The following is a 12,882-nucleotide window of genomic DNA, read 5'->3' on the forward strand; positions in this document are numbered from 1 at the left end:
CTATCCCCAGAATTTTTACCCGTAAATCAGCCGCTTATTAGTTTCTGGATGGGCACGAGCTAACGAGGCCGGAAGGATGCTTCGATACGCTTGAATGGTGAGATCGCTCTGTCGAAACCCTAGCCTTAAGGCTGGTGTGCAGCGTTTTTTCTGATCAGTTCGATCTTGAGCGCACCAGGTGGATCATTCCTCAGGCACTTCTTCTACTAGCATCATTGCCAGCTCATCGAGATCAAGCACGGCGCGGCTTAGATAGAATTCGGCTCCGCCATGCGTGCGGCCCTTCTCCTGCTGCAACGCTACGCGCACGAACTGGTAGCTGCTCTTGGTCTGGGTCAGTATTGCGGCATGTTCCGCATATTCGGCCAGCAGGTCGTCGAAACGTTGTTCAATGGCGCTATCAAGGGTTTGTCGCTGTGTCGGGGGCAGGATGAAGTCAGCTTTGTCCGGCATCGGGTAGCGACGCAGTTGGTAGTCCAGCAGCAGGTGGGCTAGGGCTTGGCTCTGGATATTGAGAGGCTGCAATGATGGGGTAGTACTGATGCGAGCGAATTGGTCGTCGGCAGCCTGTTGCAGTTTTTGCTGTTCTATCAACAGTTGCCGAACCAGCTGCGGATAACGTTCACGCTGGTCGCGGGGCAGGCCATCCAGCTCATTGAATAGATCGCTCATGGCAAGCAGCGGTTGCATCAGCAGAGCTGGCTGACCAAGCTGCAAGACATAGGTATCCAGAGTGTTGAGGTGGTGAAAGACCGCGGTCAGGGCGCGAGGGTCGGGCGTGCGATCATGCGGGTTGAAATAGAGCAGGGCACTGGCGCTCAGTAGTTGACTGCGGCTGTTGATTTCACTCAGTTGCTGGACGCTGCGTGCGTCCGCCGAGGCTAGTGGACACAACAGGTATACCAGGCAAAACAACACTGCTGTTTTCATTTTTAACGATCCTTGATTATTGTTGTTTATTCCGCAGCTGCGGAACAGTCGCTCCATCAGTGCAATATTCCGGCAGTTGCCGCGGCGACTCATGCTTTGGACCATACGGTAACGCCAGAGTCTTTGCCGGAACGCACGGCTGAATCACCCTGACAACCCTGATGCGAGTGGAGCATGAGCTTCTCATGGCGCCCGCGCTCAAGCGTAATCCCGCGCCTTGACAGCCAGCTCTGCATCCGCCACATCGGACATGGCCCAGCCAGCTAACCAGCGAGCATTGTCGCCTAAGGGGTGCCGGATTTTATTAGGCCACTACAACCGCTATCTGCCAAAACGATTACTTATAAGCTTGGTGATACCTAGCGCCCGGAAAATTAGCTGATCGAAGACTCGGTCAGGCAATATTTTACCAACGTACCAGATGCCATCCAGAGGGTAGCGGGTGCGAGGCTTTTTAGCCTGGATGGCGTGCCACACTGCTCTGATTACGATTTCAGGTGGCTTGGCCTTGCTCTCTTGCTCCGACAGCGACTTATTGAACTGTTGCCATACCGCCGCATAATCAGTTTCGGTATAGCGCTCCAAAGGCTTGGCTAAAGCAGCTTTTTCGAAAAGCTGCGAGCGAATGAAACTTGGTTCGATAGCTGACACTTCTATGCCGTAGGGTTTGAGCTCTCGCCGTAAACCCTGTGTGAACGCCTCGACTGCGTGCTTGGATGCAGAGTAGGCAGCCATGAACGGCACAGTAATGGCTCCTGATACAGAGCTGATGTTCACGATTCGCCCCGGTGAACCGACTGCGCCGGAACGTGCTCCCAGTAAAGGCAGGAAAGCACGTGTTACCGTGAGAACGCCAAATACATTGACTTCAAAAGTCTGGCGTATCTCATCCAGCGGTTGGTGTATCAATGGCCCAGCGAAACTCACGCCGGCATTGTTGATCAATGCTGCCAGGTTCTGCCCGTCGAGTTCGGATTCAACCAGGGATACGGCATTTTCCAGGGTTGTCTTGTCAGTGACATCAAATACCAGAGAGGTAAATGACTTACCCCAGCGTGCCTCAAGACTTTCAGTATCTTCTGCCCGCCGTACGCTACCAAATACCCGGTAGCCTTTATGTAGAAGATCCTCGGCAATGGCCAGGCCAATGCCACTGGAAACGCCGGTTACCAGTACGGCAGGTTGGATATCGATTATTTTTGTCATGATGGGTCGGACACCTTGAGCACGAGTTTGCCTGGGGCTTTACCGCTGAAGATGGTCGGCAGCAACTCGGGCGCCTTCTCAAAGCCTTCGTACAGGTTTTCTTCAACATACAGCTTGTTTTCTTTAACCAGTCTTGCAAGCTCTTCAATACCTTCCTGAAGCCGGTCGTGATAATAAAAGAGATGAATGCCCTGCACTGTCAGCATATGTGTGCAAATGCGCATATAGTTTTTTGGCCCTTGTAGTTGCACGTCAGTATATCCGGATGACATGGCACCGCAGATGAGTACTCGACCCTGGGGAGCCATATGCAATAAAAGAGTATCGAGCATATCACCGCCAACATTGTCGAAGTAGGCATCAACCCCTTCGGGGCACAATGTGCTTAGACGTTCGGTGAGGTTGTCGTTCTTGTAGTCAATGGTCGCGTCATAACCAGCTTTTTCTTCAAGCCACTGGCACTTATCGGCACCGCCTGCAATACCGATGACAATTTTTGCACCCATAGCTCTGGCGATGCTACCGGCTAGTGAGCCGGTAGCGCCGGACGCTGCTGAAATAACTACAGTGTCGCCTGGTTTGACTTTCAACCCATCGGTAACACCGAAGTAGGCGGTCAGTCCGGCCACACCGAATACGCCCAGATGCCAGGATAGAGGATAATCAGCGACAGGCAGTATGCGCAGCGGCATCGGGCCGTCCGCACGGACAACCACATAGTCTTGCCAAGCCATAAATCCTTCCACCAGACTATCGATGGGATACTCTGGATTAAGGGACTGGACAACCTGGCCGATACCTACAGTACGCATGGCTTCGCCGATCTGGATAGGTTGCATATAGCCACCGTCTTCGGTGAGCCAGATACGCTGGCTGGCGTCATAGCTGAAATATATAGTTCGTACCAGAATCTCACCGTCTGCCAATGTGGGGATCGGGCCTTCCTGGTATTCAAAATCACTGGGCTTCACTGCTTCTGATGGGCGGCGAGCCAGCAACCACTGGCGGTTAGTTGTTGCTGTAGTCATGAGTTGAAAGCCTCTTTTGGTTAGTAGCCGGCAGGTACTTCAGGCAGGATGACCCCGTTTTCTTCAGCGTATCTTTCCCACTGTGCTAGCATTTTTTGCAATATTTCAGGGTGTTCTTCAGCTAAATCAATGCTCTCGCTAGGATCGTCTGTCAGGTTGAATAATTCCCAGCGAGCATGTCCAAATGGCTTTGGCATCCAGAGGATTTTCCAACCGTCCTGAACGACTGAGCGGCTACCCCATAGTTCGGTGCTTAGCGCATAGTCGGAGTCGTGTATCCTCTGAGTTTCTTTCAGGACAAGAGGCAATATTGATTTGCCTTGCATTGGTAGTACTTCCTGATCGCGATAGCGGTCCTGAGGGAAGTCAACCTGAGCCAAGTCCAGGAAGGTGGGAGCCAGGTCCATGACGCTGATCATGGCGTGGGAGCGCTGGCCTTCAGAGATCACTCCTTTGTGTGTCATGATGGCAGGTGTACGTACTCCGCCTTCTGCCGGAAATGCTTTGAAAAGCCGATGGGGTGTGGCGCTTACACTGGCCCAGCCTGGTCCTTGAAACTCATAGGAGTTTTTATGGCCTATGTTCTCGAGACTGTTATCAAATGTATCATCTATCCATTTTCGCCATCTTTTAACTTCAGGATGCTGCGAACTGAACGTATTGCCCTCAGGCCCATTATCGGAAAGAAATACGATAAAGGTGTTTTCATACTCACCTATTGATTTTAAATAGGAAATTATCCTTCCGATATTGTAATCGAGGTTATCAACCATTCCTGCGTATACTTCCATCCTGCGCGACTCACGTTCGCGTTGGGCTGGTGTCAGCTTATCCCAGCTTGGCCACAGCGATTGACTAGGAAGTTGCTGAACGGGAAAAGACGATGGTAATAAGCCAAGCTCCTTCATTCTGTTGATACGGTTTTCTTGGATGACCTCGTAACCAACGTCGTATTCACCCTTGTAGCGCGACGTATATTCAGAGGGAGCTTGAATTGGCCAGTGAGGAGCAGTATAGGCTGCATATGCAAAAAATGGTTGTGCGGTAGCACGGTCACGCTCGATATACTCGATCAGCTTGTCGGTAAAGAAATCACTGGAAAATTTGAAGTTTTCTGGTAGCTTTTCAACAAGACGCCCGTTGTCACGATAAACTGCTTTGGGAGTAGTTGGATATGCCGTTGTTTGGTCAAAATGGTGGGCGCCTCCTTGTAATAAGGAAAAGGATTGATCAAAGCCTCGGGCTCTGGGGCTTTGATCGGACTCCATACCCAAGTGCCACTTACCTGCCATGTAGGTACGGTAACCACTATCCCGCAGCAGCTCGACAAATGAGACGGCACGAAAGTTCAGGTATCCTTCGTATCCGGGCTGGCCTTTCTGATTATCCAGCAGGGCTTCTGCCATCGCGCCCAATCCGGCTTGATGAGCCGGAGCGCCAGACATCAACATAGCACGGGTTGGCGAACAATTGGGAGCAACACGGAGGTTGCTCAGCATCATGCCTTCCCTGGCTAGTTCATCAAGATTAGGTGTATTTATCTCGCTTCCGGTCGCACCTATATCTGAGTAACCTAGATCGTCAGCCATTATTAGCAGAATATTTGGTCGGCTATCCTTAGCATGTGCTGTTGTGGCCAGTACAGGAATTAGAGTGATCAATAGGAAATAAGAAAACCTATCTCTGATCGACATTGTAGTTGTCCTTTTTATATTTTCTGGGTTTTATTTTTTATTGAAAACAGTAGGCTGCGCCTTGGATATGGCTGTAGAGTGAGCTTGGTTTTCTGTCGTCGGCGTATATTCAGCGCCGACGGCAGATCAGTGTTATTTAAATTTTACGTTCTACATTATTCCAATAACGTTCCCGAATCTCTTTTTTAAGAACCTTTCCCACTGGGCTTCGCGGGAGGCAGGCAATGAAGTCTACACTTTTAGGTGCTTTCACTGAGCCGAGCTTCTGCTTGCATAGCTGGATCAGTTCTTCGGCGCTTACCTGGGTGTCAGGCTTGAGCTCAATGACAGCTTTTACTGCTTCGCCCCATTGATCGTCTGGCACACCAATTACTGCACAATCCAGTACGGCTGGGTGAGACCACAGTACCTGCTCTACTTCACTGGGGTAGATATTGAAGCCCCCGCTGATGATCATGTCACGCTTGCGGTCGGTGATATGTAGCAGACCTTCCTTATCCAGATGACCAACGTCGCCGGTATGTAGCCAACCGTCGATAATGGTTTCAGCTGTCTTGTCGGGCTGTTTGTAGTAACCCTTCATGACAATGTCGCCACGCACGCAGATCTCGCCGTTGCTGCCTTGGGGCAGAATATTACCGGCATCGTCCATGATGGCCAGTGTGTTGAGCACAGAAGGGCGGCCACAGGCGGCGAGACGCTCGTTAGGAGCCAATTCTCCATCTATAAAATGATCACTTGGGAGCAGAGAGGCGATGCCACCAGGAGCCTCAGTTTGTCCATACCCCTGCAGCATCACAGGGCCAAATAGGGAAAGTGCCTGCTTGAGTTTTTCTACTGCCATGGGGGCAGCGCCATACATGAAGTAGCGCAGTGATGACAAATCGCGCTGACGAATACCAGGCATTTCGAGCAGTCGATAAATCACAGTAGGCGGTAGGAAAAGCTCCGTCACGCCATGCTGTTCGATGGTGTTGAGCAGAGCCTCCGGGTCGGGCGTGTTCAGAACCACCACAGTGCCGCCGCGTGCGCTCGCTGGCAGAGACAGGAAACCAGCTGAATGAGTCATCGGTGCAGCGGCGAGGTTGACTATCGGCTGATGAGGCTCGTAGTGGTTGTTTATGATGGAGAACGCGATAGAAACGCCAAGATTACGATGGGATAGCATCACGCCTTTGGGCAATCCGGTAGTCCCGCCGGTAGGCATGATAGCCGCAAGGTCATCAGAGTCGGGGATGACAGCAGGCGGAGCTTTCGGGTGATTGGCAATCCAGGATGGCAGCGATTCGTGATTTTGCCCGGCGCCATCGATACATATGAGCTTGCGTAGTTGCGGGCACAACTCTCGCAGCTGCGCTACGATGGGTAGGAAACTCTGCTGAAAGAAGAGTATTTCAACATCAAAGCCGTGCAGTAAATGCTGCTGCTCTTCTAAGCTGCTACGTGGGTTCAACGGCACCCAGGTGAATCCTGCGCGCCACAACCCCAGTACGCATATCCATGATAAAGGGTGGTTGGCCGACAGTACCGCAACCTTTGTCTCCTTGGGGTACTTCAGTGCGGTCAGCCCCTGCGCCACTTGACAACTTATGTCGTAAGCTTCATCAAAGCTCCATTGTTGATCATTCATTACAAATGCTGGAGCTTGGCCGGCAAGGCTGCGGCCGCGATCGAAAAAGTCAGTAATAGCCATAATGCTTACCTGATGCGCTTATTGTGTTGGTGACTGGACTCGCGCCAGTGTTGCCGGCAGATCCAGTTCGTTCTCACGTGTCTGGCCCGCAGCGAGCAGCGCTTTGATTCCGTCCGGCATTTCCTGACCAGCCAGGGCGATACGCAGCCCGTCATTTTCGGCCGCCAGCCCTGCGAACATCGGTTCAACCATTGGTGCGTAAGCCTGGCGCAGCGCTTCGCGAACCATTGCTACTACCTCTGGCGAGCGTTTGATCAGACGGCCTACCAAATCTTCCAGGTAAGAATTGATTTCATCAGCTGGTAGTGCGCGGTTGATCAATCCGTAGCGCTCGGCTTCCATGCCACTGAAGTCACGTGCACTGAGCAATACTTCAAGAGCGCGGCTCGGTCCAGCCGCCAGCGCTGTACGAGTGGTGCCGCCGCCGCAGGCAAGAAACCCACCGCTGGTCTCCGGCAGGCAAAACAGTGACTCCTGGGTAGCAAAGCGCATATCCAGGCCTAGAGCGAATTCAAATCCGCCGCCACGGCAACGACCATTGATCTTGGCGATAGTGACCTGTGGTAGTGCTTGCCAGGATAGCGCTAAGGCTTGTAGGGCATTGATGTCAGGGTACTTGCTGGCTTTCGATGGGTCTGATGCATGCGCAACCAGATCTTCCAGGTCAAAATGCGCTATGAAGAAATCAGGGTCGGCGCTATCCAGGAGAACGACCCGGACATCTGGGGCGGTATGCAGATAACCAGCCAGTTGGAACAGTTCTCCTACCATCTGACCATTCATCAGGTTGATGGGAGGGTTATTGACTGTGACATGCAGAAGAGTACCTTCCTGCTTCACGGAAAGGGTGGCGAAATTCATATTCTGGATCCTCAGGTTCGGGTTAGAGTGGTTGTCCGGGAGCAGCAAGCTGTTCGACCTTAATGGAGGCATAGCCCCAGCTCTGCAACGCGCCCATCAGTTCGCGATGGCCGAACACTGAACTTGGGGAACGTAGACCTGTGACACGCGGAGTTTCCGACATCAGCCGTCGAGCTGCGTAGGCCTGCAACAGGCCCGTCGTGAGGTAGCCACCAGTGCTGTAAATGGTGCTTTTAACTGCTACGTTATTCCCTGTGGCTAGACAGATATCGATTGAGCGATGCACCTGGCGAGACTCACGAGGAGGGGTGTCAGGCGTGACTCCTTTGGCCATATGATCCATTACCTGGGTCAATTGATCTTCTGGTAGCCACTGCAGCTGCACTTTGTAAGCGCGTTCAATTTCCAGTTCTTTTTTATAAAGTTCCTGGTTCCAGATAGCGACATCCATCTTGCAATTGCGCACACGACCGTCGCGGCTGAACCAGATCGGATTGGAGGAGCCGCCCCAGTTGGAGGTGATGAGAACCTCGCCTGAAGGGGTGCAGACCTTGCCGTTTTCAATACCGGGATAGCGAACTAGTTCATTATCCTTGAGGTAATAGCTGGGGCGGCGTACGGCATCCAGAATAGTTTGTGCCGAGGCTACGGTGGGGACAGCGTTGCCTATGCCATGCAGACGCAGGGAATCAACACCAGGGGTTTCCAGACAGAATTGCGCGCCGATCTCGCTCAGTCCATACATATAAGCTGTTGAGGGCACCATGACCAACCCAGCTTTGGCAAACTCCTTACCGAAATGCTCGTCAAGCTGCAGAATTGCGGATTGCTCGCCAGTGGTATCCAGGTAATGCACCCCACTACGCAGACAAGCCTCCGCGACCTCCAGGTTGTAGCGCATGAAGGGGCCTACCGTATTACATATGACCTTGCGTCCGGTGAGCAGCTTGGTCAAGGCTTCCACGTTGTGTTCGATCTCGACAATTTCATACCGGGCGTTCTCTATCCCCGGGACGATGGCCATGGCTTCCTCAATGCGCTTGCGATTACGCCCGGCAGCGATGAAAGGCACGCCCATATCACGAAGATGCTCAGCGATCAGGCGAGCGGTATAGCCGCTGGCACCATAAATGACGACTGGATAATCGGTATTCAAGATGAAACTCCTATTATTTATTGTAGCTAGACGAATTCAATGACTGGTTACGCCTCAGGCGCGGCCCCAGCCTTCTTGCTGGTGCAGGCGACTGAGCAGATGGCCGTAATGCATCTGCAGGATGTTGTTTTCGCCATCCTCTATTTGCATTGCTCGGGCATCACGCATCATCTTTTCGATAGGGTATTCACGTGTCAGGCCAGCGCCGCCGAAGAGTTGCAGCGACTCGTTCACTACATCCATCAGCTCATTGGTACAGAATGTTTTCCCGGAGGCGGTGAAGTAAGGATGTGGTCGCGGAGAGCATTTTGTGTAGAGCGCTACATGACGAGCCATGGCACGGATGGATTCCACTTTTATGCCAAGGCCGCCCAGCCGATACTGAGTGAGCTGATGGTTGGCGAGCAAAGTCCCGCCCTGCTTGCGCTCATGCACATAAGCCAGGGCCAGCTCGAACGCTGCGCGAGCCAGTCCAGCGGAGATATGGCTCATGGCAGTGCCAGCATGGGCCCAGGCATAGGCATGTTTGAGTTCATAGTCGTCGCGTGTGGCGATGGCGAATCGCTTGGGTACGCGTACATTGTCAAAGTAAACCTCACCTTGCGGTAATGCACGCTTGCCAAGCTTCTCCAGCGGCTTACCGCGTGACACTCCCTTGATGTCCAGCGGTACAATGATGTTGGTTCCAAAGGTATTGCCATGTTCATCGTAAAAACCGTCGCCATAATCGGCCACGATATCGACTAGAGCTACCTGAGCTACAGCACCATTGGAGACCCATGCCGAGGTCTGCCCATTGATGATGATTTCATCGGGGGTGAAAGTCGCATGCAGGTTACCCTTATTACCTTTCGACCCGGGGTGACGCTCTTCAGGATAGAGAATCAGCCCATCTGAGCCACGGTCAGGCTGAGTAGCACACCAGCAGCCCAGCTTACCTTCACACAGGTCTATCAACTCCTGTTGGCCACTGGCTCGGGCCATCGTCATCGGCAAACCACCAGCACCCGTAGAGACGGTAAGGCCTGCGTCACCCCAGCCCAGCTCCTCTATCACTATGCCTTCCAGCCGGGCGGCGGCGGCTGGTTCAAGCCCCTCCATGGCTTCAGGACCGAAACCGAGCTTTTGCATTTCGGCGTGGTATTCCCAGAACGGGGAGCCTGGCAGATAGGCTTGCTCTGCAGGAAGGCGGTCAATCTCCTGGCCAAGGGGGCGCATCACATCACGGGCAAAGCGGTGCATGGTCTGTTGAACGCCTTGCTCCTCTTCACTGAGTGTGATGTCGAAGCCCGACAGTTCTACCTGTGGCAGGGGAACTTCATAGCGCGTACTCATATTTTACTCCTCGCTTTTTTATTCTTGTCGGCGTGAATAGCCGTGCTCCCGTTATATGGGATCGCATGCTGCAAGCGGCCATCGCCAGATTCTCAATATGAAGCACAGTAAGGAGTGGGAGCGCTCAGCACCCCCCCATCAAAGAGGGGTACTTGCACCGGTCTAGTGAAACTGGACACCCCCCTTTAGGTAAGGATGCTCGCTACGGTAACTGAATCGTACCGGGTTTTATGGAGGCCATTTCGTTTAAGTCAGGCCGCCATGGTCTGACCGGATTGTTGCTGGTAGAAGTTTGCCTCAGCTTCTGCCGGGGGTATATACCCAATCGAGCTCAGCAACCGCTGGTGGTTGTACCAGTGAACCCATTTCAAAGTGGCGATTTCCACGGCTTCGCGACTACGCCAGGACTGCCGATAGATCAGCTCCGCTTTGTATAACCCGTTGATGGTTTCAGCCAAAGCGTTGTCATAGCTATCGCCTTTGCTGCCTACAGAGGGCTCTATGCCGGCCTCAGCGAGACGCTCGGTGTATCGGATGGAGACGTATTGGCTGCCCCTGTCGCTATGGTGTATCAGGCCGTCCATGCGGCTCGGCTGTCGAGCGTGCAGCGCTTGCTCCAGGGCATCCAGAACGAAGTCTGTTCGCATGCTGTTGCTCACCCGCCAGCCAACGATACGCCGGGCAAATACATCGACCACGAAGGCGACGTAGAGCCAGCCTTGCCACGTTGGAACATAAGTAAAGTCGGACACCCATAGCTGATTGGGTCGATCCGCATGGAACTGGCGTTGGACCCTATCCAGCGGACAAATCGCGTTCTCATTCGGGATGGTGGTGTGGATCACATGACCGCGACGAACGCCCTGCAGGCCCAGTTGACGCATCAGCCGCTGTACCGTGCAGCGAGCAATATCAATGCCCTCACGCTTGAGTTGCTTCCAAACTTTCACGACGCCATAGCACTGCATATTGTCATCCCAGACTCGCTGGATTTTATCGCTCAACAGCTCGTCCTGTTTGGCACGAGCGCTTCGCAGTTCGGGTTGACGGGCTTTGGCTGCATGCACGTAATAACCGGACGGAGCGATCTGGATTACCCGATAGATCGACTCGACTCCGTAGCGGTCACGGTACTCGTCAACGAAGGCGTTCAGGGTTTGTTGCGGCGCCGGGGTGCCGGCCAGTCGGGCTCCGCCTGGGCAAAATACGCACTGGCCAGGCGCAGAATCTCGTTCGCTTTGCGCAGTTCCCGGTTCTCGCGTTCCAGAGCCTTGATGCGTTCTCGTTCCTCGGTCGTCTGGCCGGGGCGGTGGCCAATATCAGTCTGGTGTTTGCGTATCCAGCCATGCAGCGTCTGGGGGACACAGCCAATCTTGGGCGCAATGGATTCGATGGCTGCCCATTCGGAGGGGTAGTCCTTCAGGTTCTCCAGAACCATGCGCACAGCACGTTCACGGACTTCAGGGGAATAGCTATTAGATTTCTTCATGCCTCATTCTCTCAAGAGTTGAGGCCTCCACGAAACCCGGTGCGATTCACGGATCCCGGTGTACCTGATATGTGGGTGCAGTAGTCTCGTTGTGTTCGACACCATATCAGCGGTGCAAGCTATGTCTCAACGCTTACTGAGGCTCTCGACATCCGACGCGCAGCGCGCACTATCGAAGACCCGATAGCCGCGCTGACGCAAATCTTCGGCGATAGTCAGACCGATACCACTGGAGACCTCGGTGACCAGCACTGTTGGTTTAGTATTTATGGAGTGCGTCATGATGGGTCGGCCACCTTGAGCAAAAGTTTGCCCGGATTTTTGCCGCCGAAAACGGTTGGTAACAGCTCGGGGGCCTTCTCGAAGCCTTCGAACACGTTCTCTTCTACGTGGAGTTTACCTTCGGAGATCCAACGCGCCATCTGCGCAGCACCTTCCTCGAGACGGTCGCGATAGAAGAACAGAAGGATGCCTTGAACCGTCAGCATGTGCGTGCAGATGCGCATGTAGTTGCTCGGACCCTGCAGCTTGACGTCAGTATAACCCGACGACATGGCACCGCAGATGAGCACGCGGCCGCGCGGGGCCATGTGCAGCAGGAGGGTGTCCAACATGTCCCCGCCGACATTGTCGAAATAGGCGTTCACACCATCGGGGCACAGCTCGCGCAAGCGCTCGGCGAGGTCATCGTTGAGATAGTCGATGGCCTCGTCATAGCCGGCCTTCTCCTTGATCCAGCGGCATTTTTCGGGTCCGCCGGCGATGCCGATGACCTTGCCGGCACCGAGTGCCTTGGCGATGCCACCGGCCAGTGAGCCAGTGGCGCCGGTAGCGGCGGAAACCACGACGGTATCGCCCGGCTTGATCCTGAGCCCGTCGCTGACGCCGAAATAGGCCGTCAGGCCGCCAACGCCAAATACACCGAGGTTCCAGGACAGGGGATAGTCGGCCTTGGGCAGTTTGCGCAGCGGCATGGGACCATCGGTGCGCATGATCACATAGTCCTGCCAGCTCATGAAGCCTTCCACCAGGTCGCCGGCGGCGTAGTCCGGGTTGCCGGACTCCACCACCTGGCCGATGCCCATGCTGCGCATCGGTTCGCCGATCTGGATCGAGGGCATGTAGCCACCGTCTTCGGTGAGCCAGATGCGCTGGCTGGCGTCGTAGCCGAAGTAGAGGCTACGTACCAGCACGTCGCCAGCACCGGGGGAGGGGATCTGGCCTTCATGGTATTCAAAGTCGTCGGGGCGTACGCTGCCAACTGGACGGCGGGCCAGTAACCACTGGCGATTCACTCTTATTGTTGTCATACAGAATCCTTGCTTTAGATGTGACGCTGGGTAGCGCACCAGTAGGGTTCCCGGATTTCTTTCTTGAGCACCTTGCCCACCGGACTTCGAGGGAGACAGGCAATAAAGTCCACCCCTATGAAGTAGAGCTGAGTGTGATGTCGAAGCCCGACAGTTCTACCTGTGGCAGGAGAACTTCAT

At 53.9% G+C, this 12,882-nt stretch carries 9 protein-coding genes, 1 pseudogene and 1 other annotated feature; all 10 genes and pseudogenes read right to left on the minus strand.

What is annotated here, in order from left to right:
• Positions 1–966: 966 nt before the first annotated feature.
• A pseudogene (locus VF673_RS09290) lies at positions 967–1,209 on the minus strand (IS3 family transposase); the annotation flags it as partial.
• Between the two features lie 42 nt (positions 1,210–1,251).
• Positions 1,252–2,136 (minus strand): SDR family oxidoreductase, encoded by an 885-nt coding sequence (locus VF673_RS09295; protein WP_440291713.1) that lies wholly within the window; start codon positions 2,134–2,136, stop codon positions 1,252–1,254.
• A complete protein-coding gene (locus VF673_RS09300; protein ID WP_440291714.1) occupies positions 2,133–3,164 on the minus strand; it encodes an NADP-dependent oxidoreductase in 1,032 nt (343 codons plus the stop codon). Before VF673_RS09300 ends, VF673_RS09295 begins: the two co-directional genes overlap by 4 nt.
• Positions 3,165–3,184: 20 nt before the next feature.
• Complete coding sequence (locus VF673_RS09305) at positions 3,185–4,858, minus strand: sulfatase-like hydrolase/transferase (protein ID WP_440291715.1); 1,674 nt, start codon at positions 4,856–4,858, stop codon at positions 3,185–3,187.
• Between the two features lie 136 nt (positions 4,859–4,994).
• Entirely contained in the window at positions 4,995–6,551 is a 1,557-nt protein-coding gene (locus VF673_RS09310; RefSeq protein WP_440291716.1) for an AMP-binding protein, read from the minus strand.
• Positions 6,552–6,569: 18 nt separating this feature from the next.
• Positions 6,570–7,412: an enoyl-CoA hydratase/isomerase family protein gene (locus VF673_RS09315; RefSeq protein ID WP_440291717.1), complete on the minus strand. Its 843-nt coding sequence runs from the start codon at positions 7,410–7,412 to the stop codon at positions 6,570–6,572.
• Positions 7,413–7,434: 22 nt separating this feature from the next.
• Positions 7,435–8,568 carry a saccharopine dehydrogenase family protein gene (locus tag VF673_RS09320; protein ID WP_440291718.1) on the minus strand — a complete coding sequence of 378 codons (1,134 nt, stop codon included), beginning with the start codon at positions 8,566–8,568 and terminating at the stop codon, positions 7,435–7,437.
• A gap of 54 nt (positions 8,569–8,622) precedes the next feature.
• Complete coding sequence (locus VF673_RS09325; RefSeq protein WP_440291719.1) at positions 8,623–9,903, minus strand: acyl-CoA dehydrogenase family protein; 1,281 nt, start codon at positions 9,901–9,903, stop codon at positions 8,623–8,625.
• A 251-nt stretch (positions 9,904–10,154) separates the two neighbouring features.
• Positions 10,155–11,392 (minus strand): IS3 family transposase gene (locus tag VF673_RS09330; RefSeq protein ID WP_440291720.1). Its coding sequence is split into 2 segments (ribosomal slippage): positions 10,155–11,107 and positions 11,107–11,392, totalling 1,239 coding nucleotides; the frame shifts between segments, so codons are not numbered across the junction.
• Positions 10,983–11,114, minus strand: a sequence feature (AL1L pseudoknot). Its footprint overlaps the gene before it by 132 nt.
• A 278-nt stretch (positions 11,393–11,670) precedes the next feature.
• A complete protein-coding gene (locus VF673_RS09335; RefSeq protein WP_440291721.1) occupies positions 11,671–12,702 on the minus strand; it encodes an NADP-dependent oxidoreductase in 1,032 nt (343 codons plus the stop codon).
• Between the last annotated feature and the right edge of the window lie 180 nt (positions 12,703–12,882).

This window comes from Halopseudomonas sp. Lyrl_26 (assembly GCF_051948695.1).
Lineage (GTDB): Bacteria > Pseudomonadota > Gammaproteobacteria > Pseudomonadales > Pseudomonadaceae > Halopseudomonas > Halopseudomonas formosensis.